Below are 21,884 nucleotides of genomic sequence, written 5' to 3'. Positions count from 1 at the left end.
GGCGTAGCCTATCCAATCGAGACCGCGACGTCAGCGCGCAATTTCGCATGACGTCGCGCAAGGCAATGCTTCAGGTCCCTTGCTTCAGAGCTATCGTTTCAGGTTTCCTTGAAGCGATAGCCGACGCCGTAGAGGGTCTCGATCATCTCGAACTCCTCATCGACCATCTTGAACTTCTTGCGCAGCCGCTTGATGTGGCTGTCGATGGTGCGGTCGTCGACATAGACCTGGTCGTCATAGGCCGCGTCCATGAGCGCATTGCGGCTCTTGACCACGCCCGGACGCTGCGCCAGCGCCTGCAGGATCAGGAACTCGGTGACGGTCAGCGTGACCGGCTCGTTCTTCCAGGTGCAGGTGTGACGCTCCGGATCCATGCGCAGCAGGCCGCGATCGAGCGCCTTGGCGTCGTTCTCCTTCGGCAGCGCCGTCGGATCCTTCGGCTGCGAGCGACGGAGCACGGCCTTGACGCGCTCGACCAGCAGGCGCTGCGAGAACGGTTTGCGGATGAAGTCATCCGCACCCATCTTCAGGCCGAACAGCTCGTCGATCTCCTCGTCCTTGGAGGTGAGGAAGATCACGGGCAGGTCGGACTTCTGCCGCAGCCGCCGCAACGTCTCCATGCCGTCCATGCGCGGCATCTTGATGTCGAGGATGGCAAGGTCGGGTTGGCTGGTCCGGAATCCGTCGAGCGCCGATGCACCATCGGTATAGGTCATGATGCGATAGCCTTCGGCCTCGAGCGCGATCGAGACGGATGTCAGAATGTTACGGTCGTCATCGACCAAGGCGATTGTGGGCATGAGCCTGCTTTCAGAGTCTGGTTAGCCGAGACACGAGAATCGAGCTAAGGGCCGCATAACTGGGCTTCGAACATGGTCAACGAGCAATGCAAGCTGGGCTGAAGTGTGACCGAGTTCCACAAATAGCATGGCAAAGTTTGTGCCCCGCCCAAGTTTGTGGTCCGTTTAGCCGAAAAAAGGCCTTCATTGCAACTGCTTGGACGAGGGAAAGATGATGTCTGCGAGCTTTAACCCTAACCGCGTGACGCATTCCCTGCTGCGCCGGAGCCGGCAGGGCGCACTTGCAACCTTGATGGTTGGCTCGGGCGATCCCTACTGCTCGCTGGTCAATGTCGCCACTGCGTCCGATGGTGCTCCGATCATCCTGATCTCGCGATTAGCCGTGCACACCAGGAATGTACTTGCCGATTCGCGCGTGTCGCTGATGCTCGATGAACGCGCGCCCGGCGATCCGCTCGAAGGTTCGCGCATCATGCTGTCGGGAAAAGCCGAGCAGGCCAGCGACGACAATCGCGAGATGCTGCGCCGTCGGTATCTCAATGCGCATCCGTCTGCTGCGGACTACGCGGATTTCGCCGACTTCTCGTTCTTCGTGATTCGCCCGTCAGGCACGCATCTCGTCGCCGGATTCGGCCGCATCGTCGATCTCAAGCCCGAGCAGTTTCTCACGGATATATCCGATGCTGACGAACTGATTCTGGCAGAGCAGGGCGCCGTCGATCACATGAACGAAGATCATCGCGAGGCGCTCGCCCTCTACGCGACGACGCTGCTCGGCGCCGAAGCCGCGGAGTGGCGGTGTAGCGGCTGTGACCCGGAGGGATTGGATCTGATGGCCGACGGCAGGACGCTGCGGCTGGAGTTTCCCGAGCGCGTGACCACGCCCGGGGCATTGCGCAAGATGCTGGTGAGGCTTGCTGACGAGGCACGCGCGAAGTGAGGTGTAGTTCGAGCGGGCTTTGATGGCTGTGCTCATCGTCTCGTGACGAAAGACCGTGAAGTTCACCCATGAACGCAGTTTGTGGTGAAGCTCGATGTGCACGCTCCCTGCCCAGCAGAAGGTGAGCGCCGCGCAAACCCATGGCGTGGGCGCGAGTGAGCTCGTTGACGTCGCGGCCGGGAGAATCGGATTAAGTGATCCCGCAAGCGCGAGACAATCGTGAATGGAAGCTGGCTGATCGGGTGGGCGACGACACGGCTAATTACCGACGCATTTCGTCGCTCGGTCTTCGCTTGCCCACGCGAATTCGTCGATTTGAGCGTCGTTCGTCGTTCTCGTGAAACCCAACCGCGCTGATATATCTGTTGCGTTGCAGCATCTCGGCGGAGCGCAGGCGGCTGCCGCTGGAATGTGCATGACGCGGCAAAACATGAGCTACGTGCATCACGGCTTGCCAATAACCAATTGGGCCGGATCGTCTTGGCAAGACCAGCGTTGATCAGTATTAGGTCGGCGACCGCGCTTCGATAAGGCGATGTAACGGCAACGGTCACCGCGCAACGCGCGCGACTGCGCGCAACAGATGCGGGCTCTCAGGAGGGATCTTCGTGCAAGAGACGGGTATTCGCAACGGCGCCTTCGGTGCCGACAAGTTCGGCTTAAAGAACCTCAAGCAGGTGCACTGGAATCTCGGCGCTCCTCAGCTCTATCAGTATTCGCTGGCGGCGGGCGAGGCTGTGCTGTCGGCCGACGGAGCGCTGTGCGCGGATACTGGCGAGTTCACCGGTCGCAGCCCGAAGGACAAGTTCACGGTGCGCGACGCCTCCACCGAAAAGATGTGGTGGGCGGGCAACCAGGCGATCACGCCCGAGCAGTTCGAGGCGCTGCATCAGGACTTCATCAAGCACGCCGAAGGCAAGACCCTGTACGCGCAGGACCTCTATGGCGGCGCCGATCCCACCTTCCGCATCAAGACGCGCGTCTTCACCGAGCTCGCCTGGCACTCGCTGTTCATCCGCACCCTTCTGATCCGCCCCGAGACCATCGAGCTCGACACCTTCGTGCCGGAGCTCACCATCATCGACATGCCGAGCTTCCGTGCCGATCCGAAACGTCATGGCGTGCGCTCCCAGAACGTCGTCGCGATCGATTTCACCCGCAAGATCGTCCTGATCGGCGGGTCTTATTATGCCGGCGAGATGAAGAAGAGCGTGTTCACGACGCTCAACTACTATCTGCCTGAGCGCGGCGTGATGCCGATGCACTGCTCGGCCAATGTCGGGCCGAAGGGCGACACCGCGGTCTTCTTCGGCCTGTCCGGCACCGGCAAGACCACGCTGTCGGCCGATCCGAACCGCACCCTGATCGGCGACGACGAGCATGGCTGGGGTCCGTCCGGCGTGTTCAATTTCGAGGGTGGCTGCTACGCCAAGTGCATCAAGCTGTCGAAGGAAGCCGAGCCGCAGATCTTCGCGGCGTCGACCCGCTTCGGCGCCGTGCTCGAGAACGTCGTGCTCGATGAGGATACGCGCGTTCCCGATTTCGACGACGGCTCCAAGACCGAGAACACCCGCTCGGCCTATCCGCTCGACTACATCCCGAACGCCTCGCGCACCGGCCGCGCGCCGCATCCGAAGAACGTCGTGATGCTCGCCGCCGACGCCTTCGGCGTGCTGCCGCCGATCGCAAAGCTCTCGCCGGCCCAGGCGATGTACCACTTCCTGTCGGGCTATACCGCCAAGGTCGCCGGCACCGAGCGCGGCTTGGGCTCCGAGCCGCAGCCGGAATTCTCGACCTGCTTCGGCTCGCCGTTCCTGCCGCTCGATCCGTCCGTCTACGGCAACATGCTGCGGCAGCTGATCGCCGACCACAATGTCGACTGCTGGCTGGTCAACACCGGCTGGACCGGCGGCAAGTACGGCACGGGCTCGCGCATGCCGATCAAGGTGACGCGTGCGCTGCTGACGGCGGCGCTCGACGGCAGCTTGCGCAACGTCGAGTTCCGCACCGACAAATATTTCGGCTTCGCGGTGCCGACCGCGCTACCGGGCGTGCCGACCGAGATCCTCGACCCGGTCAACACCTGGAAGGACAAGGCCGAGTTCGACAAGACTGCGCGCGCCCTGGTCGGCATGTTCCAGAAGAACTTCGCCAAGTTCGAAGCCCAGGTCGACGCCGAGGTCCGTAACGCCGCGCCGGATCTGAAGCTGGCGGCGGAGTAGGGCTGCAAACGTCAAAGGGGGCGGTCGCGTTGCGGCTGACCCCACATCTTCCCGCTCCGCCCCGTTCAATGCACGAGAGGCGCGGGCTCAAGCCATACCCACAGCTGTCGTCCCGGCTCAAGGCCGGGACGACGCCGTTTTCTTGGCTTGCGTCCCGGCTTTCACGCCTTGAAATACGCGATCTGCGTCGTCGTCGCGAGCAGCCGGCCGGACGGCGACCATAGCTCGCCGTGCTGGTCCTGGTAGCTGCGGTTGAACACCTTGGCATCGGCCGTTGCGAGCACGTGCGTGATGTCCTCGGCCGCGAGCTCGTCCCGGCTGACGTGGAAATAGGTCGTCAGCGACACCGTGCCGAACGGCACCAGCTCGCCGCGGGCGTGGAAGACGCGGCCGAAGAAGGCGTCCGACATCGACAGCAGCGACAGGCAGTCGAGCTTGCGCGGCTTGCGGTCGGAGATCCAGAGCCGGGAATAGCTGCTGTGCGGCTCACCCGACGACGATGCGCCAAATGCCGGACGGCCCTCGATGAAGCGGAAATCGTACTGCTTGGTCCAGGACATGTTCGTGTCGGGATGACGCTTGACCTGGTCGAACGGCGGCGCCTCGGGCTTTGTGGCCGGCTGGTGCGACCAGGACGGCCGGCGCTCGGCGAACACGACGGTGGCGAGCGTCGCCGCGTCAGAGTCGCCCTGACTCAGCTCGACGCACCAATGTTGCGAGGAGCGGTTCGCTTTCACCAACCGCACGTCGAGATCGAACGGCCCTTCCGCGATCGGCGCGCAATAGTTCACCGTCACCGCCAGCGGATCGCCCTGGATTTGCGGGTGCTGGATCAACGCGCGCAGTACGGTCGCCGCCGTGACGCCGCCAAACGGGCCGACGAAAGCCCAGTAATCCGGGCTGGTCCGCCCCTGCCAGCGGCTGTCGCCGGCAGTGACCCGGGTCGCCTCGTCGAACAAGTGAACTGGCGGTTCGGTCATGCATTCCTCCCGACGGTCATCGTATGATGGCCGTCAGGTGAAAAGCAATCGAAGGCCTTTGCAATGACGTCATGGGTCATTGCTGAAGGCGGGAGGGAAGGGCCCTTCACGCCCGCTGCGCTTGCACCGGCGCCATCACCGGGCCGACCGGCACGTTCCAGATGTCGTCGGCATATTCGCGGATGGTGCGGTCGGAGGAGAACCACGCCATGCGCGCGACGTTCAGGATCGAGGCGCGGGTCCAGGCCGGCACGGTCTGCCAGCGTGCATCGATGCCGCGCTGGGCCTCGTAGTAGGAATCGAAATCGGCCGAGACCATATAGTGGTCGAGATGGCGCAGCGCATGCGCGATCGGCTCGAACCGGCCGGGCTCGTCCGGCGAGAACGCGCCGGTCGCGATCGCATCGATCGCGCGCGCCAGCCGCGGTGACCGGTGGATCACGTCGGACGCGTCCAGCCCCTGCTTGCGGCGGAGCATGACCTCGTCGGCCTCCATACCGAAGATCGCGATGTTGTCGGCGCCGACATTGTCGCGGATCTCGATATTGGCGCCGTCCAGCGTGCCGATGGTAAGGGCGCCGTTCAGCGCCAGCTTCATGTTGCCGGTGCCGGAGGCCTCCATGCCGGCGGTCGAGATCTGCTCGGACAGGTCGGCCGCGGGAATGATCGTTTCCGCCAGGCTGACATTGTAGTCGGCCATGAACACCACCTTCAGCTTGCCACCGATCGCGGGATCGTTGTTGACGGTGTCGGCGACGTCGTTGATCAGCTTGATGATCAGCTTGGCGTAGCGGTAGCTCGCCGCCGCCTTGCCGGCAAAGATTTTCACCCGCGGCACCCAGTCGCGTTGCGGGTCGTCCTTCATGTCCTGATATAGCGCGACGGCTTCGAGGATGTTCAAGAGCTGGCGCTTGTATTCGTGAATGCGCTTGATCTGCACGTCGAACAGCGCGCCCGGATCGAGACGCACGTTCATGCGCTCGACGATCAGACGCGTCAGCAGCACCTTGTTGTGATGCTTCACCGCGCGGAACTTCTGGTGGAAGCTGGCGTCGGCAACGTAGCTCTCGAGGCTCGACAGCAGCGTCGGATCGTCGACGACGGCGTCGCCGCAGGCCTCGCGCAAGAGGTTCGTCAGCTTGGGATTGGCCAGGGTCAGCCAGCGGCGGAAGGTGATGCCGTTGGTCTTGTTGGTGATGCGGCCGGGATAGAGATGGTTGAGATCGTGGAACACGGTCTCCTTCATCAGGTCGGAATGCATCGCCGAGACGCCGTTGATGCGGTGCGAGCCGACGAAGGCGAGCTGGCCCATGCGCACGCGACGGCCGCTCTTCTCGTCGATCAGGGACACCGAGGCGCGGTAGTCGATGTCACCCGGTGCGCGCTGCTCGGCGAGCGCGAGATGCTGCGCATTGATGTGGTAGATGATCTCGAGATGCCGCGGCAGCAGCCGCTCGAACAGCTCGACCGGCCAGGTCTCGAGCGCCTCCGGCAGCAGCGTGTGGTTGGTGTAGGACAAGGTCGCGATGGTGATCTTCCAGGCCTCGTCCCAGCGGAAATTGTGCAGGTCGACCAGGATCCGCATCAGCTCGGCCACGGCGAGCGAAGGATGCGTGTCGTTGAGCTGCACCGCGGCCTTCTGCGCCAGGCTGCGCAGCTGGCCGTCGGAGCCGAGATGGCGCTTGACGAGATCCTGCAGCGAGGCCGAGACGAAGAAATATTCCTGGCGCAGCCGCAGCTCGCGTCCTGCCGGGCTCTCGTCGTTCGGATAGAGGAACTTGCAGATCGCCTCGGCGCGCGCTTCTTCTGCTGAGGCGCCGAGATAGTCGCCGGAGTTGAAGACGTCGAGCTTCAGCGGGTCTGGCGAGCGAGCCGACCACAGCCTGAGCGCATTCACATGCTGGCCGCGCCAGCCGACGATCGGGGTGTCATAGGCGACCGCCTGCACGGTCTCGCCGGGGTGCCAGATCGCGCGGTCGCGGCCCTTGTCGTCGACATGCTCGACGCCGCCGCCGAAATGGACGTGATAGACCACCTCTGGGCGCTGGAATTCCCAGGGATTGCCGAACGACAGCCAGACGTCGGGATATTCGTGCTGCCAGCCGTCGACGATCACCTGGCGGAACAGGCCGAAATCATAGCGGATGCCGTAGCCGATCGCCGGGATCTGCAAGGTCGCCATGCTCTCCATGAAGCAGGCCGCGAGGCGGCCGAGGCCGCCATTGCCGAGCGCGGCGTCCGGCTCGCATTTGCGCAGGTCCGTCAGGCCGACGCCGAGATCGCCGAGCGCGGTCTCGAACACCTTCATCAGGCCCATGTTGTTGAGCGCGTCGGTGAACAGGCGGCCGATCAGGAATTCGAGGCTGAGATAATAGACGCGCTTGCGCCCGGCGTCGTAGCTCTCCTTGTCGGCGGTCAGCCAGCGATGCACGATGCGGTCGCGCAAGGTCAGCGCCGCGGCGTGGTACCAGTCCTGCTGCGTCGCCTGGCTCGCTTCCTTGCCGATGGCGAGGCGAAGCTTGGCCAGGATGTCGCTCTTGATCTCCGCGACCGCCAATTCGTCGACGGGCTGGCCGATGCTTACGAAGCTGCGCTGGGACGGCTGATCTGTCACCTTGGAAACCTGTGATGCTACGAGGAACCGGTAAAAGCATACGATGGTTGCGCGCGGTCCGAAACCCGGGGAAAGGCTGGTCCGCACAGCTAGGTGATGGAAAATGATGCAAAAACGGGGCCGGAGTTCCGGGGGCGGAACACGCTGGCGGCTGGTTGCATATGCGGTGATGTTGAAAGGACTCTCCACATCGTCATCCCGGCGAAAGCCGGGATCCAGACTCACCGGCCGAAGATGAGGCCCGACAAGTCACTCCAATCGGGGTTGTCCCTTTCAATCAGCTCGACCTTCCAGTCGCGGTGCCAGTTCTTGAGCTGCTTCTCGCGAGCGATCGCCTCGATCGGAGTCGGTAAGCTCTCGACGTGAACCAGGTGAAAAACCTTGTACCTGCTGACGAACTTGGCGCCTCGCCCGGCACGGTGGTCTTCGAGGCGCCTTCTGACATCATTGGTGATGCCGATGCACCGCGTGCCATGATGCCCGCTGGCAAGAATGTAGACCGTCCATGCGGCCTGGGTGCTTATCGGTCCGTGCAAACCAAAGGGCTGCGGTGGCTCTGGGTCCCGGCTCGGGGGCCGGGACGACGATAAATCAGCACTTCCTTTTTCCGCAAGAACAAATTAAGAACAATTCAGCAGGCGATCGTTTATCCTGATTGCGATTCGATCCGCCCCAGACAAACCGGCATCAGTGCATCCCGCGAGGACACCCATGTCCCATATCGCCTTCGATCCCCTGGCCCTGACCCGCATTGCCGATTTCGCGCGCAGCCTGACGCGGCTGCACAAGACGGCGCGGCGGCGGGCCGTCGACGACGACCAGATCGATCGCGCTTTCAACGCGGTGTGCATGTCGGTCTGGGGCTACACCATCGACGACATTTCCGACGACCTGTTCTCGGCCACCGACCACACCTTCCTCGATGGCCTCGACGAGGCGCGAGCGCGCATCTTCGCCGCGGAGCAGGGCTATGACCTGGTCGACGACGAGGGCATGCTGACCGATTGGTGGGGCTTCTGCTGGATGATCCTGGCCGAGAAGCGCGGCCTGCTGACGCCGGACAACCGCGCCGCCGCACGGGCAGCGATCGAGGAGAAATATCTGGAAGCGCCGAACGTCATCGGCGTGATCGTCGCGCGCTAGTCCTGGCCGTCAGTCCCGGCGGACGCAGTCCGCGCTCAAGCTCCAGAGGTCGCTGTGCCGAGCCGGCCTGCGCCGACGCCGGCGCTGCGCCTTGGCGCAGCGCGTGTTCAATTCACATCCGCCTGCTTCAGCCGGCTTGCGGCGGGCTTTGGCGCGATGCTCAGGGGCGGCGGTGCGGTGCTGACATTGACGTCCGCCGGCAGAGCCATGGCCTGCGCGTCTGCGCCGACCATGTCGGCGCGCACCGGCGCGACCTTCATCTCGCTCAGCTTGGCCCGCATGTCCGAGTTGAGCCCGGGATAGGACGCGACCGGCTTGAAGTCGGCCGGCTGGCCGCCGCTGCCGCGCGCGCCGGAATAGGCCACCAGCCCGTCGGCCGTGGCGACGACGTCCCCCTGGCGCAGCGAGGTGTCGAGCGACAGATCGACCGGCGCCAGCCCGGCCGGATCGCGGCCGTTGCAGGTGCAGTCGGCGCGCAGCGCCTGGCGATAGGCGAACGCGTTCTCGCTGTCGGCATAGCGTTCCCCGTTCGCCGCCGTGGCGTAGTCGATGTTGGAGCCGAAATAGATCTTGGTCGCACTGGCCGGGCAGAACGCCTGGCACATCTGCGCCGGCGAGGCGAGGCCGCGCGCCAGCGGAAAATAGCGGCCGTCGCAGGTGCGCACGCAGAACGCTGCGCCCGATCCGCCGCTCGCGGCGCGCGGCTGGGCGGGGGCCTGCGGGTTGGTGCCGAACGGATCGGCGAAGAGGCCGCCTTGCGCCGCCGGCCGCTGCGATTGCGGCTTGTTGAAGCCGCCGAACAGGAAGTCGAACAGGCCCTGGGCCGACGCCATCCGCGGCGCCAGCGCGCCGGCCGCGACGAGGCCGACCGTCGCCGCGACAGCGACGTGGCGGGACCTCCGCCGAAACGACAACACGCTACGCAACGCCCGCTCCATCGCCAGGATCTTCACCGCAAAGCCACGCCGTGACGCGGCAACCCGCGTCGCTCGATCATGTGCGATCGAACGCGCCTTGCCCAAGGCATGGCGCCATCAGCTTTGCGGTAACCTTAACGGGCGTTGGTAAATGAGCGGTATGCGCGGGCGGCGAATTGCGCCGCGTGCCAAGCGCCTCAGAGGAATTCGTGCGCCTTGAAGAGCGCCTGGAACGGCAGGCCGGCCTGGGCGAAGGTCTCGGCGGCGCCTTCCTCGCGGTCGACCATCGTGAACACCAGCGTCACCTCGGCGCCGGCCTCGCGCAGGGTTTCCACGGCCTTCATCGCCGAGCCGCCGGTGGTGGTGACGTCCTCGACCACGACGATGCGCTTGCCGGCCAGGGTCTCGTCGCGGGTTAGGCCCTCGATCGCGAGCCTGGCGCCATGCTCCTTCGGCTTCTTGCGGACGAAGAAGGCCGCGATCGGATGGCCCTTGATCCAGGAGATCTGGGCGATCGCGCCGGCGAGCGGCACCGCGCCCATCTCCAGGCCGCCGATATAATCGAAGCCCTCGTCCTTCAGCGCCTCATAGGTGAGCTCGGCGAGCAAGGTGGCGCCCTCCGGGTCCATCATGGTCGGCTTCAGGTTGAAATAGAAATCGCTCTTGCGGCCGGAGGCCAGCGTGACCTCGCCACGGCCGAACGAGCGCCTGCGGATGATCTCGAGGAGGCGGGCGCGGGAGGCGGATTTGGACACGGCGTTTTCCCCTGAGGGTGGATTCTTGGGTGGCGCAATCTATCGGGGGCGGGCGGCGGAGACCAGCCGCCACGATGTCCCATCAACAACGGTACGTTTGAAGCCGGATGCAGTTTCGAGCTAATGGGAGCCCGCGACCAAGCAAGGACGATTGGGAAGGATGCCCCGCATGACGATCGAGCTGTACACCTGGAACACCCCGAACGGGCGCAAAATCTCGGTCGCGCTGGAGGAGATGGGGCTGCGATACCGCGTCGTTCCGGTCGACATCACCAAGGGCGCCCAGATGGCGCCGGAGTTCCTGGCGATCAGCCCCAACAACAAGATTCCCGCCATCGTGGATCCGGACGGCCCCGACGGCAAGCCGGTCAGCGTGTTCGAATCCGGCGCCATCCTGCTCTATCTGGCTGAGAAGACCGGGCAGTTCCTGCCGAGATCCCTCGCCGAGCGGATTCCGGTCTATGAATGGCTGATGTGGCAGATGGGCGGCTTCGGCCCGATGCCCGGCCAGGTGCACCATTTCATCGCGCTGACCAACGAGCAGGACCGCGCCTACGGCCTCAAGCGCTACATGGCCGAGACGGTCCGGCTCTATGGCGTGCTCGACCGCCGGCTGGCGCAGCACGAGTTCGTCGCCGGCGCGCTCTCGATCGCCGACTTCGCCATCCTCGGCTGGGCCTGGCGCCACCCCCGCCACAAGGTCGATCTGGCCGACTTTCCCCACGTCGAGCGCTGGTACGATACCCTGATGGCCCGCCCCGCCGTGAAGCGCGGCATGGAGGCGAAGCTGGACTGAGAAGCTCATCGGCCGTTCTTTGCCGACGATGACTTCCGAGATCTTTCCGCACGCGCGGTGCCCCCTCTCCCGCTCTCGTCCGCCTTTGCCGGGAGGCTTCGGCGGACAAGGTGGGGGAGCCGATGGAAATCACCCCCGCCGCGCCTCCAGCGCCATGCGCACCGCAAGTCCCGCGAGCACCGTGCCCATCAGATAGCGCTGCACCAGCGCCCAACTCGGCCGTGTCGCCAGGAACAGGGCAATCGATCCCGCCGCCATGGCGATCATGGCGTTGACGCTGACGCTGATCACGATCTGGATCGCGCCGAGCACCACCGACTGCGTCAGCACGCTGCCAACAGCGGGATCGATGAACTGCGGCAGCAGCGCCAGATACAGCATCGCGATCTTCGGGTTCAGCAGGTTGGTGACGAGCCCCATCAGGAACAGCCTGCGCGGGCTGTCGATGGCGAGCTTCCTCACCTGGAATGGCGAGCGTCCGCCCGGCTTCACCGCCTGCCACGCCAGATAGAGCAGGTAGGCCGCGCCGGCGAGGCGCAGCGCGTCATAGGCGAACGGCACGGCAAACAGCAGCGCCGTGATGCCGAACGCCGCCGCCAGCATGTAGACCAGAAAGCCGACGGCAACGCCGCCGAGCGAGACCAGGCCGGCGGCGTGGCCCTGCGTGATCGAGCGCGAGATCAGATAGATCATGTTCGGCCCTGGTGTCAGCACCATGCCGAGCGAGACGAGGGCGAAAGCGAGCAGGGAGGATGTGTGCGGCATGACTGGTTCGATGATCGGGATCTCTGCCGCTGCTTTAGCGCGGACGATCACGCATCGTCATCCGGTCAATTGCACCGAGAGCAATCAGCCCGCCGCCGGCGGCGCGACGTCCAGCGCAGGCAGCGGTCTGCCGGAGCGGTCGAACACACCGGCGATGCTCAACGCCAGCAGGACCAGCAGAATGGCCGCCGCGAGCGGCACGGAGTGCCCGATCATGGCGAGCAGGCAGGCTCCGAGCGCGATCACGAGGCCGATCTCCAGCGGCGCGATCGGCTCGCCGGCGTCGCTCCGCGCGTTCCAGTGGATCGCGATCCCCGCCGCCACCATCGGCATGTCGTAGATCATCGCGTAGGGCGTGGCGATGACGCTGCCGACCGCGACCAGCGCGATCGCCTGCTCCGTCATGCCGCGCCGCCAGGCGTCCCAGACCATCACGACGATGGAGCAGGACAACAGGAGCTGAACCAGGTAGCCGATCGGCGGCGGCGCGCCGAGCGCGTGCAAGCCAGCGATGACCGTCGGCATCATGTGATCGAGGCTGGCCTGGTTGGCCTGCAATTGCGCCTGATAGCTCGGAAACTTCACGATCCATTCGAGCCAGATCCACGGATCGAGCACAGCGCTGGAGACGACCGCGACGATCACGGTCGTCGCGATTGCCGAGAGGATGGCGCGCCAGTTGCGTGACGCCAGCAGCACGACCGGCATCAGCAGCACGAATTGCGGCTTGTAGGCGAGCAGGCCGAGCAGGGCGCCGGCAATGATGGGATGGCTCGCGAGCAGTCGCAGTCCGCCGATCAGCAAGGCCGCCGACAGGAAACCGTTCTGGCCGGTGATCGCGTTGATGAGCGTGGTTGGCGCCGCGAGCAGCGCCAGAGAGCTTAACGAGCGCCAATCGCGCGCCAGCGTCGCCAGGCCATAGAGCGCGAAGGTGACCGAGATCCAGCAGACGTAGGCCACCGGCAGCGCCAGCATGCCCAGGGGTATCAGCACCAGCAGGAAGGTCGGCGGATAGGGATAGGGAAAGCCGCCGCCGCCCAGCGTCGGATCCAGCGTCTGCTGATAGTGCGCGAGCGCAACCGGATCGTAGATGCTGGCGCCGGACAGCGCGGCAAATCTGCCGAACGACCATAGCCCGAAGAAGTCGCCAAACGCCGGCTGCGGCGACGACAGCGCCCAGCCGACGAGATAGGCGCCGTTGTAGAGCGCCATCGCGACCAGCAGGATCAGCACCGCGCGCCGGTCGCGCGTCTTGGGGTGAGCTGCGGATGAGGTCGTGGTCATGGAGCTCTTCGTTCGCGCCCTCGGCGCAGTCGTGGCATGGGGATGATCGGAGCTGTCAGCGATCGCTCGCGTGCGGTGCCTCTCCAACCTTGCCAGCGTGCGCTGCACGCCGTGTTACCGTCCGTCCATCCGGCCAGGCGCGATCTCATCGTGCCTAACGAGGGGTAAAATCTCCGCGTTCCGAGTGACCGTGGACAGGGGACGGGGTCATCGCTCCGCATCGGGCAACGCGCTCGTCAAGATTTATATTGCTATTTTTCCGAAGTCGTGCTCTATTCAGCGCATCCCGTCCTCATGCAGAGGGGCGTACGCGTCGTCACGATACGTTGAGGCGGGGAGCGGTGGCCGTGGGCCTGTCAGGTGCTGATGCACTGGACGATTGGCAGCTCGCGGACGTTCAAGCCGTGTGGTCCTGGCGCCCCGAAGCTGGCGCCAAGCCTGCGTGACATCACGTGTCGCGCTGGTGACGGGGGCAAACAAGCCGGTCCCCGGGGAGAGCTCGGAGCAGACGTTAAGCCCATCGCGCAGGGAGGGCCGGGTCTGTCCGGCTGGACCTGTGGTACCTGCCGCCTGCATTCTTTTGAGCAGGCGGGCCACGGGCCTCAGCCGAGGCCCGGCCTTCCCTGCGCCCTTTGCAAAATTCAGAGGGCGAACGACATGCATCCCTCGAGCAAATCATGCTGCGAGAAGGCTGAGGCATGTCTACGCCTCGCGTTGCAGCCAATGATCATCGTATCGGGGAGCATCAAACGGATGCGTATGAGGGCTGCGTTGCGAGGCACACTGCCCACCCTCCCCTGGAGGGGGAGGGTCGCCTCTCATGAGCGCAGCGAATGGGAGGGGGGGGTGGGGTGATCTCTCCACAGGCGCCGGCGCCCGCGGCTCACCCCACCCCGCTCGCCCGCTTCGCGTGCGATCGACCCTCCCCCTCCAGGGGAGGGTGGCATCTCGCTCGTGGACGGATTTCGGCGCTCGCGATGACGAAGCAGAGATCACCGCGATCAGCTCAATGCGCCTCGTCCCAATTGTCGGCGGCCCGCGCATCGACGTGCAGCGGCACCGAGAGCAGCACGGCGGGGAAGGGGGCGTCCTGCATGACGTGCTGCACCACCGGCAAGGTCGCGGCGACCTCGTCGTCCGGCACCTCGAAGATCAGTTCGTCATGCACCTGCAGCAGCATCTGAGCCGACAGCTTCTTTTGCGCCAGGGCCTCCTCGACGCGGGTCATGGCGCGCCGGATGATGTCGGCTGCGGTGCCCTGCAGCCGCGCGTTGATCGCGGCGCGCTCGTTGAAGGCGCGGACCGAGGCGTTCGATGCATTGATCTCCGGGTAATGGCACTTGCGGCCGAACAGCGTGACGACATAGCCGTGCTTGCGGCAGAACTCCTTGGTCGCATCCATGTAGTCGCGAATGCCCGGGAAGCGCTCGAAATAGCGCTTGATGTAGGCCGAGGCCTCCTCGCGGGCGATGCCGAGCTGGTTGGCAAGGCCGAAGGCGGAGATGCCATAGATGATGCCGAAATTGATCGCCTTGGCGCGGCGGCGGACTTCGCTCGGCATGTCCTTGATCGGCACGCCGAACATTTCGGACGCCGTCATCGCGTGAATGTCGAGCCCGTCCTTGAACGCCTGCTTCAGCACCGGGATGTCCGCGATCTCCGCCAACAGCCGCAACTCGATCTGCGAGTAGTCGGCCGACACCAGCTTATGGCCCGGCGTCGCGATGAAGGCGCGGCGGATCTTGCGGCCATCTTCGGTCCGGACTGGGATGTTCTGCAGGTTCGGCTCGTTCGACGACAGCCGGCCGGTGGTGGTCGCCGCCAGCGCGTAGGTGGTGTGCACGCGATGCGTCTGCGGGTTGACATAGGTCGGCAGCGCATCGGTATAGGTCGATTTCAGCTTCGAGACCTGGCGCCATTCCAGGATCTTGCGCGCGAACTCGTTGCCTTGCTCGGCGAGGTCGTCGAGAATCGACGCGGACGTCGACCAGGCGCCGGTCTTGGTCTTGGTGCCACCCGAAAGGCCCATCTTGCCGAACAGGATGTCGCCGATCTGCTTGGGGCTGCCGACATTGATCGGCTCGCCGGCCAGCTCCTGCAGCTCGGCCTCGACCCTAGCGGCAGTCTGGGCGAAATCGCCGGACAGACGCGACAGCACCTGGCGGTCGATCGAGATGCCGCGCCGCTCCATGCGCGCGAGCACCGGCACCAGCGGCCGCTCCAAGGTCTCGTAGACGGCGGTCATGCGCTCGGCCGTGAGGCGCGGCTTCAGCACGCGCCAGACGCGATGAATGACATCGGCCGCTTCGGCGGAATGCGCCGTGGCCCGGTCGATCGCGACCTGCTCGAACGTCAGCTTGTTCTTGCCGCTGCCGATCAGCTCGCTTTCGCCGAGCACGGCGTGGCCGAGCACATGCTCGGCCAGAGACTCGAGCTTGTGCGAGCCGCGCCCGGCATCGAGCGCGTAGCTCATCAGCTGGATGTCGTCGACATTCGCCAGCGTGATGCCGTGCTGCGCCAGCAGCACGGCGATGAACTTGATGTTGTAGCCGATCTTGAGCAGCCCTGTGGATTCGAGGACCGGCTTCAGCGCGGCGAGCGCATCGCTCTCCTTGATTTGGTCCGGCGCGAGCCCGGCATCGAACAGGCCGCCGCCATCGCCGGCCTGGCGATGCGCCAGCGGGATGTAGCAGGCCTCATTCGGCGCAAGTGCCAGGGCGATGCCGCACAAGCTAGCCTGCATCGGATCGATCGAGCTGGCCTTGACCTCGAGAGTGACGCGGCCGAAGTCATGGATGCGCGCGAGCCAGGTGTTCAACTCTGGGAGGCTACGCAGCGTCTGGTACTTGTCGCGATCGATCCGCCCGCTCTTCGCCGCCTCCGCCCTGGATTCCGCGAGGCTCGCCGGCGTGCCCTTGCTCATCGCCGACTTGTCGGTACGCGGATCACCGGTGCGAGGGCTCCCTCCCCCCTTGTGGGGGAGGGCTGGGGAGAGGGGTGCTGCGGAGGCACCGTTGGTGGGGTGCCCCCCTCCCTGACCCTCCCCCACAAGGGGGGAGGGAACGGAGGCAGCAGTGCCCGCACCACTCTTCAACTGCTCATCCGCCGACACGTCGGCGGGATCGATGTGCGAATACTCTGCGACGCGGCGCGTCAGCGTCGTGAACTCCATCGCCTTCAGGAACGCGATCAGCTTGCGCGGATCCGGCTCGTGCACCGCGAGGTCGTCGAGCGGCACCTCGAGCGCGACCTTGTCGTCGAGCAGCACCAGTTGGCGCGAGATCCGCGCCTTCTCGGCGTTCTCGATCAGAGCCTCGCGCCGCTTCGGCTGCTTGATCTCGCCCGCGCGCGTCAGCAGCCGTTCGAGATCGCCATAGTCGGTGATCAGCTGCGCGGCGGTCTTGATGCCGATGCCGGGCACGCCCGGTACGTTGTCGGTGGAATCGCCGGCCAGCGCCTGCACCTCGACCACCTTCTCCGGCGGCACGCCGAACTTCTCGATGACTTCGGCGATGCCGATGCGGCGGTCCTTCATCGTGTCGTACATCGTGACGCAGTCGTTGACGAGCTGCATCAAATCCTTGTCGGAGGACACGATGGTGGTGGTGGCGCCGCGCTCGCAGGCAAGCCGCGCATAGGTCGCGATCAAATCGTCGGCCTCGTAGCCGGCCTGCTCCAGGCAGGGCAGCTCGAAGGCGCGGACCGCCTCGCGGATCAGCGCGAATTGGGGGATCAGATCGTCGGGCGCCGGCGGCCGGTGCGCCTTGTAGTCGGCAAAGATCTTGTTGCGGAACGTGACCTCGGACTTGTCGAACACGATGGCCAGATGCGTGGGACGGTCGGTCTCGGGCATGTCGCGCAGGAGCTTCCACAGCATGTTGCAGAAGCCGAGCACGGCATTGACCTGCAGCCCGTCGGACTTGCGGTTGAGTGGCGGCAGCGCGTGGTAGGCGCGGAAGATGTACGACGAGCCGTCGACCAGGAACACATGGTCGCCTTTGGCCGCGCCCTTGGCGGCGGCAGGCGCGGGAGCGGCGGGCGTGGCGGCGGCTTTCTGGGGAGCTTTGGGCATGGCCGCAATGTAGGGATTTTCGCTCGCATTGACAGCCGTGACGACGCCATGCGCACCGGATTTTTCCGCCCCTCAGTCCGGTCGGACGCAGCGGGTCAGGAACTCCATGACGGCGCGAATGAGGGGCGTGCGCCTGAGGTCGCGATGAACGATGAGCCAGATGTCCCTGCTGATGGCCGCGCCGCCGGCTTCGAAGCGGGTGAGGTCAGGATCATGATCGCCGAGAAAATGCGGCAGGGCGGCGAGCCCCAGCCCTGCGCGCGCCGCTGCGGCCTGGCTCTCGAGATCGCTGCTCCGAAACACGATCGTGCGCTGCCCGGCGACCGCCTTCAGCCATTGCTGCTGGGGTGCCGAGTCCATGCTGGCATCATAGGCGATGAATCCGAGCGCATGCTGCGGCGTCTCCTTGAGATAGTGCGGCGCGCCGTAGAGGTTGAAGCCGAAGCTGCCGATCTTGCGTGCGATCAGGCCGGGCTCGTCGGGACGCGACAGTCGCAGAGCGATGTCGGCTTCCCGTCGGTTGAGCGAGGCGCTGCGCTTCTCGCCGATCAGCTTGATGATGATGGCAGGATGCCGTCGGTGCAGCTCGACCAGCCGTGGCGCGATCAGCCTGTTGGCGAGCGTCGGCGGCGCGCTGACCGAGACCTCACCGGCCAGACCGGGACGCGATGCGACCACGGCGCGCTCGATCGCGAACGCGGCCTGCTCCATCGGGCCGGCGGCCGCGGCGAGGCGGCGGCCGTCCTCGGTCAGCTCATAGGCCCGCGCTCGGCGGTCGACCAGCTTCAGTCCGGTGGCCCGTTCCAGGGCCGCGACCCGGCGGGCCACCGTGACATGATCGACGCCGAGACCACGTGCGGCGGCCGACAGCGTGCCCTCGCGGGCCAGCGTCACGAAGTGGTGAAGGTCGGTCCAGTCGATCCGCATGTTCGAATATTCACAATAGGGGAGCCAAATTGGGCAATTCCGCAGAATGCCAACGCTGACCACACTGTCCGGATCAAGGCAAGATGTGTGGAGACGGGCATGGTTGCTATCGTTCGACTGAAGTCACCCGGTGGCGCGGAGAATCTGGTGCTGGAGAATGTTGAGCTGCCGGCGCCGGGCGCCAACGAGATCCGGCTGCGCCACACCGCGATCGGCGTGAACTTCATCGATATCTACCAGCGCAGCGGCCTCTATCCGCTGCCCGATGGAGTTCCTGGCGTCGAAGGGGCGGGGATCGTGACCGCGAAAGGCGCGGACGTGACAGAGTTGTCCGTCGGCGACCGCGTCGCCTATGCCGGCGCCCCGGTCGGCGCCTATGCCTCGGAGCGAAATCTGCCCGCCTGGCGCGCGATGCCGCTGCCCGACGCCGTGTCTGAAGCGAGCGCTGCGTCGACCCTGCTGAAAGGCATCACCGCGGTGATGCTGCTCAATCGTACCTATGCCGTCGGAGCCGGAACGACGCTGTTGGTGCACAGTGCCGCCGGCGGGCTCGGCCAGGTGCTGACGCGACTGGCTCGGCTGCGCGGCGCGACCGTCATCGGCACGGTGAGCTCGGAGGCCAAGGCGGAGCTCGCGCGTGCCGCTGGCGCGCGCCATCTGATCGTCGGCCGGGATGCTGACTTTGTCGATGCCGTGAAGCGATTGACCGACGGGCGCGGCGTCGACGTCGCCTATGATGGCGTCGGCGGCAAGACGCTTGCACGGACGCTCGCCTGCGTCAGGCCGTTCGGGACGGTCGCCAGCATCGGTCAGTCCGGCGGTCCAATTCCAAGCCTTGCCGTCGAGGAGCTGGGGCCGCGCCGCAGCCTGTCGCTGGCACGCCCGAGCGTGATGGCCCATGTCAACGATGTCGCCGACTATCGCAGGGATGCAGCGACGGTTCTCGCCGCGCTCGCCGATGGCGATCTCGTCGGCCACGGCACCGCGTATCCGCTGGCGCGGGTCGTCGAGGCCCATATCGATCTGGAGAGCGGCCGCAGCCGTGGCGCGCTGCTTCTGGTGCCCTGACGGTGAGGCTACTCCGCCGGCTGCAACACGGCTTTCGGCTTCAGCGGAGCGATCCAGAACGCGATGGGGCGTTCGAACAGGAAGCGGGCGCCGACGCGGAGCGCGAGGCGCCAGATCAGGAGCGCGCCGAGCACGCCGGCGATCGTGACCAGCAGCGAGATCGTTCCGATGTCCCCGATCACCCCGGTCTTCAGCAGGACTGTGCGTGTGGCTGCCATGGGCAGGAAGAAGGCGAGGTAGATCACGATCGAATGCTCGCCACAGAAGCGCAGCGCATTGAGGAGTTGCGCGCGCGCCAGCAGCGTGCCGGCGATGATGATGGCGACCGCGCCGGCATAGCCAAGCATGAGGGAGACAGCCGGCCATTCGCTGACACCGAGGTTCACCAGCGACTGGTTGATCACCGCCCAGGCGAGCAGGCCGACGATGGCGAGCATCGGCTGCGCCCGCGCGCGGTCCGACAGCGCGAAGATGGTGGTCGCGAACAGATAGCCGGAATAGATGTAGACGAAGCGGGCGCAGAATTCGTCGATCACGGTCCAGCCAGTGACGATATGCGACATTTCCAGGCCGGCCGCGATGCCCCAGATCACCGGCGCCGGCAGCTTTCGTGTCAGTTTGATGACGACGAAGAAGATCGGCAGCAGATAGATGAACCACAGCGTGCCGAACGGCTCGACGAAGGATTCGAGATACAGATAGCCGGCATGTTGCCAGCCGGAGGCCGCGGCGAAGCCGGGCGCCTTGAAGCCGAACTGGATGGTCACCCACAGCACGTAGAAATAGGCGAAATGCACGACCTTGCGGTCGATATAGGTGCGCCAATCCCGGTCGATCACCAGCGGCAGGAACAGGCCGGAAATCAGGAAGAAGTCGGGCATCCGGAACGGCTTGGCGAATGCGACGACGGCGTGCATGAAGCCGGTCTCGCCGGCGGCCAGCTCGACGCCGAGCACCGAGTGCATCATCACGACCATGATGATGCAGATACCCTTGGCGTAGTCGACCCAGTCGATGCGCGCCTCGGTTCCGGCCGATTTCGGCGTACCATTTGCGGTCATGCTGTCCCTCTTTGGCGCGGAGCTGCCGCATTGTCGGGCAGAGCCGTTAATACTCCTCCTTGTCATCCAAACGTCATGCCGTTTTCTAAATTCCCCTTGAACCGCAAATGGTTTAAGACGCGAAAGTATTAACCTTGAAGGATGGGTTTCGATGCGAATTGCGATGATCGGCACGGGCTATGTGGGGCTGGTGTCCGGTGCCTGCTTCGCCGATTTCGGCCACCAGGTGACCTGCGTGGACAAGGACGAGAGCAAGATCGCCGCGCTGCATCGCGGAGAAATCCCGATCTTCGAGCCCGGCCTGGATGCGCTGGTCGCGGCCAACGTCAAGGCCAAGCGGCTCGATTTCACCACGGACCTCAAGCAGCCGGTCGCGGAGGCCGATGCCGTGTTCATCGCGGTTGGTACGCCGTCGCGGCGCGGCGACGGTCACGCCGACCTCACCTACGTCTATGCCGCAGCGCGCGAGATCGCAGCCTCCCTCACCGGCTTCACCGTGGTCGTGACGAAGTCGACGGTGCCGGTCGGCACCGGCGACGAGGTCGAGCGCATCATCCGCGAGACCAATCCGACGGCCGATGTCGTCGTTGCCTCCAATCCGGAATTCCTGCGCGAAGGTGCCGCGATCCGCGATTTCAAATGGCCGGATCGCATCGTCGTCGGCACCGCGGACGAGCGCGGCCGCAAGGTGCTCGGCGACATCTATCGCCCGCTGTCGTTGAACCAGGCGCCGATGATGTACACCGAGCGCCGCACCGCCGAGCTGATCAAGTACGCCGCCAACGCGTTCCTCGCCACCAAGATCACCTTCATCAACGAGGTCGCCGATCTCGCCGAGAAGGTCGGTGCCGACGTGCAGGAGGTGGCGCGCGGCATCGGTCTCGACAACCGCATCGGCTCCAAGTTCCTGCATGCCGGTCCGGGCTTCGGCGGCTCGTGCTTTCCGAAGGATACGCGCGCGCTGATCAAGATCGCGCAGGACTACGACACGCAGCTGCGCATCGTCGAATCGGTGCTGGCCGTCAACGACAACCGCAAGCGAGCGATGGCGCGCAAGGTCGCGCATGCGGTCGGCGGCAATCTGCGCGGCAAGACGGTGGCGGTGCTCGGCCTCACCTTCAAGCCGGAGACCGACGACATGCGCGAGGCGCCGTCGATCCCGCTGGTGACCGGGCTGCTCGACATGGGCGCCAAGGTGCGCGCGCATGATCCGGTCGGCATCGAGCAGGCCAAGAAGGAGCTGCCGGAGATCGCCTATTTCGACGATCCCTATGAGTGCGCGACGGGCGCCGATGCGATCGTGCTGGTGACCGAATGGGTGCAGTACCGCGCCATGGATCTCGATCGCCTCAAGGAGGTGATGGCCCATCCGGTCGTCGTCGACCTGCGCAACGTCTACCGCCCCGACGAGATGGCCGCTCACGGCTTCGTCTACGAGAGCGTGGGCAGGCCGTCGGTGAAGGGCGCGTGATGTGAGGAGCGTGACATGACGTTGTCATACCCCGCGCAGGCGGGGTATCCAGTAGCCTCGATCTTCGTC

The 21,884-nt window shown here is 65.3% G+C and carries 17 protein-coding genes; 6 read left to right on the top strand and 11 right to left on the bottom strand.

Annotation, left to right across the window (positions count from 1 at the left end; all coding sequences use genetic code 11):
• Nucleotides 1–98 precede the first annotated feature (98 nt).
• The gene (locus tag QX132_RS28430) at nt 99–800 is read right to left on the bottom strand and encodes a response regulator transcription factor (RefSeq protein WP_006611449.1); all 702 of its coding nucleotides are present in this window, start codon (nt 798–800) and stop codon (nt 99–101) included.
• Between the two features lie 214 nt (nt 801–1,014).
• On the opposite strand from QX132_RS28430, the gene QX132_RS28425 reads away from it, so the two are divergent.
• Nucleotides 1,015–1,740, top strand: coding sequence for a HugZ family protein (locus QX132_RS28425; RefSeq protein ID WP_315735716.1), 726 nt, complete (start codon nt 1,015–1,017; stop codon nt 1,738–1,740).
• 608 nt (nt 1,741–2,348) lie between these two features.
• Nucleotides 2,349–3,962 carry a phosphoenolpyruvate carboxykinase gene (locus QX132_RS28420; protein ID WP_315734988.1) on the top strand — a complete coding sequence of 538 codons (1,614 nt, stop codon included), beginning with the start codon at nt 2,349–2,351 and terminating at the stop codon, nt 3,960–3,962.
• Nucleotides 3,963–4,123: 161 nt separating this feature from the next.
• Here the strand turns inward: QX132_RS28420 and QX132_RS28415 are convergent, their stop codons facing one another.
• The 3 genes from QX132_RS28415 to QX132_RS28405 all read right to left on the bottom strand — a co-directional run bounded on the left by QX132_RS28415 (nt 4,124) and on the right by QX132_RS28405 (nt 8,080).
• The gene (locus QX132_RS28415; protein ID WP_315734986.1) at nt 4,124–4,942 is read right to left on the bottom strand and encodes a thioesterase family protein; all 819 of its coding nucleotides are present in this window, start codon (nt 4,940–4,942) and stop codon (nt 4,124–4,126) included.
• Nucleotides 4,943–5,048: 106 nt separating this feature from the next.
• Complete coding sequence (locus QX132_RS28410) at nt 5,049–7,556, bottom strand: glycogen/starch/alpha-glucan phosphorylase (protein WP_315734984.1); 2,508 nt, start codon at nt 7,554–7,556, stop codon at nt 5,049–5,051.
• A gap of 221 nt (nt 7,557–7,777) precedes the next feature.
• The gene (locus tag QX132_RS28405; protein WP_315735714.1) at nt 7,778–8,080 is read right to left on the bottom strand and encodes a GIY-YIG nuclease family protein; all 303 of its coding nucleotides are present in this window, start codon (nt 8,078–8,080) and stop codon (nt 7,778–7,780) included.
• A 187-nt stretch (nt 8,081–8,267) separates the two neighbouring features.
• On the opposite strand from QX132_RS28405, the gene QX132_RS28400 reads away from it, so the two are divergent.
• The gene (locus QX132_RS28400; protein ID WP_315734982.1) at nt 8,268–8,699 is read left to right on the top strand and encodes a hypothetical protein; all 432 of its coding nucleotides are present in this window, start codon (nt 8,268–8,270) and stop codon (nt 8,697–8,699) included.
• A 107-nt stretch (nt 8,700–8,806) separates the two neighbouring features.
• On the opposite strand, the gene QX132_RS28395 is transcribed toward QX132_RS28400, so the two are convergent.
• Together QX132_RS28395 and pyrE are read right to left on the bottom strand one after the other, a co-directional pair.
• The gene (locus tag QX132_RS28395; RefSeq protein ID WP_315734980.1) at nt 8,807–9,625 is read right to left on the bottom strand and encodes a DUF2865 domain-containing protein; all 819 of its coding nucleotides are present in this window, start codon (nt 9,623–9,625) and stop codon (nt 8,807–8,809) included.
• 188 nt (nt 9,626–9,813) lie between these two features.
• Nucleotides 9,814–10,371 (bottom strand): orotate phosphoribosyltransferase, encoded by a 558-nt coding sequence (gene pyrE, locus QX132_RS28390; RefSeq protein WP_315734978.1) that lies wholly within the window; start codon nt 10,369–10,371, stop codon nt 9,814–9,816.
• A 169-nt stretch (nt 10,372–10,540) separates the two neighbouring features.
• Between pyrE and QX132_RS28385 the strand changes: the two genes are divergently transcribed.
• Nucleotides 10,541–11,167 (top strand): glutathione S-transferase family protein, encoded by a 627-nt coding sequence (locus QX132_RS28385; protein ID WP_315783933.1) that lies wholly within the window; start codon nt 10,541–10,543, stop codon nt 11,165–11,167.
• Between the two features lie 129 nt (nt 11,168–11,296).
• On the opposite strand, the gene QX132_RS28380 is transcribed toward QX132_RS28385, so the two are convergent.
• From QX132_RS28380 to QX132_RS28365, 4 genes are all read right to left on the bottom strand, one after another.
• Nucleotides 11,297–11,932 carry a LysE family translocator gene (locus QX132_RS28380; RefSeq protein WP_316163421.1) on the bottom strand — a complete coding sequence of 212 codons (636 nt, stop codon included), beginning with the start codon at nt 11,930–11,932 and terminating at the stop codon, nt 11,297–11,299.
• A gap of 84 nt (nt 11,933–12,016) precedes the next feature.
• Nucleotides 12,017–13,216 carry a glycosyltransferase family 87 protein gene (locus QX132_RS28375; RefSeq protein WP_316163420.1) on the bottom strand — a complete coding sequence of 400 codons (1,200 nt, stop codon included), beginning with the start codon at nt 13,214–13,216 and terminating at the stop codon, nt 12,017–12,019.
• A 1,006-nt stretch (nt 13,217–14,222) separates the two neighbouring features.
• Complete coding sequence (polA, locus tag QX132_RS28370) at nt 14,223–17,288, bottom strand: DNA polymerase I (RefSeq protein WP_316163419.1); 3,066 nt, start codon at nt 17,286–17,288, stop codon at nt 14,223–14,225.
• Between the two features lie 72 nt (nt 17,289–17,360).
• Nucleotides 17,361–18,215 carry a LysR family transcriptional regulator gene (locus QX132_RS28365; RefSeq protein WP_316163418.1) on the bottom strand — a complete coding sequence of 285 codons (855 nt, stop codon included), beginning with the start codon at nt 18,213–18,215 and terminating at the stop codon, nt 17,361–17,363.
• Between the two features lie 99 nt (nt 18,216–18,314).
• Here QX132_RS28365 and QX132_RS28360 point away from each other — a divergent pair, with 99 nt between their 5' ends.
• Nucleotides 18,315–19,283 (top strand): quinone oxidoreductase, encoded by a 969-nt coding sequence (locus tag QX132_RS28360; RefSeq protein ID WP_316163417.1) that lies wholly within the window; start codon nt 18,315–18,317, stop codon nt 19,281–19,283.
• 8 nt (nt 19,284–19,291) lie between these two features.
• On the opposite strand, the gene QX132_RS28355 is transcribed toward QX132_RS28360, so the two are convergent.
• Nucleotides 19,292–20,344: an acyltransferase family protein gene (locus QX132_RS28355; protein ID WP_315812550.1), complete on the bottom strand. Its 1,053-nt coding sequence runs from the start codon at nt 20,342–20,344 to the stop codon at nt 19,292–19,294.
• 151 nt (nt 20,345–20,495) lie between these two features.
• Here QX132_RS28355 and QX132_RS28350 point away from each other — a divergent pair, with 151 nt between their 5' ends.
• The gene (locus QX132_RS28350) at nt 20,496–21,815 is read left to right on the top strand and encodes a UDP-glucose/GDP-mannose dehydrogenase family protein (protein WP_315734961.1); all 1,320 of its coding nucleotides are present in this window, start codon (nt 20,496–20,498) and stop codon (nt 21,813–21,815) included.
• Nucleotides 21,816–21,884: the final 69 nt, after the last annotated feature.

Origin of the sequence: Bradyrhizobium sp. SZCCHNRI20481 (genome assembly GCF_032485055.1) — a bacterium.
Taxonomy (GTDB): domain Bacteria; phylum Pseudomonadota; class Alphaproteobacteria; order Rhizobiales; family Xanthobacteraceae; genus Bradyrhizobium.
Note: the sequence above shows the minus strand (reverse complement) of the source record. Positions and strands in the feature narration are given on the sequence as shown.

Excerpts from the sequence above, each read along its gene's own strand:
- QX132_RS28380 (WP_316163421.1), bottom strand. The coding sequence starts at position 11,932 with ATGCCGCACACATCCTCCCTGCTCGCTTTCGCCCTCGTCTCGCTCGGC.
- QX132_RS28400 (WP_315734982.1), top strand. The coding sequence starts at position 8,268 with ATGTCCCATATCGCCTTCGATCCCCTGGCCCTGACCCGCATTGCCGAT.
- QX132_RS28355 (WP_315812550.1), bottom strand. The coding sequence starts at position 20,344 with ATGACCGCAAATGGTACGCCGAAATCGGCCGGAACCGAGGCGCGCATC.
- QX132_RS28360 (WP_316163417.1), top strand. The coding sequence starts at position 18,315 with ATGGTTGCTATCGTTCGACTGAAGTCACCCGGTGGCGCGGAGAATCTG.
- QX132_RS28425 (WP_315735716.1), top strand. The coding sequence starts at position 1,015 with ATGTCTGCGAGCTTTAACCCTAACCGCGTGACGCATTCCCTGCTGCGC.
- QX132_RS28430 (WP_006611449.1), bottom strand. The coding sequence starts at position 800 with ATGCCCACAATCGCCTTGGTCGATGACGACCGTAACATTCTGACATCC.
- QX132_RS28375 (WP_316163420.1), bottom strand. The coding sequence starts at position 13,216 with ATGACCACGACCTCATCCGCAGCTCACCCCAAGACGCGCGACCGGCGC.
- QX132_RS28385 (WP_315783933.1), top strand. The coding sequence starts at position 10,541 with ATGACGATCGAGCTGTACACCTGGAACACCCCGAACGGGCGCAAAATC.
- QX132_RS28350 (WP_315734961.1), top strand. The coding sequence starts at position 20,496 with ATGCGAATTGCGATGATCGGCACGGGCTATGTGGGGCTGGTGTCCGGT.
- QX132_RS28415 (WP_315734986.1), bottom strand. The coding sequence starts at position 4,942 with ATGACCGAACCGCCAGTTCACTTGTTCGACGAGGCGACCCGGGTCACT.
- polA (WP_316163419.1), bottom strand. The coding sequence starts at position 17,288 with ATGCCCAAAGCTCCCCAGAAAGCCGCCGCCACGCCCGCCGCTCCCGCG.
- QX132_RS28365 (WP_316163418.1), bottom strand. The coding sequence starts at position 18,215 with ATGCGGATCGACTGGACCGACCTTCACCACTTCGTGACGCTGGCCCGC.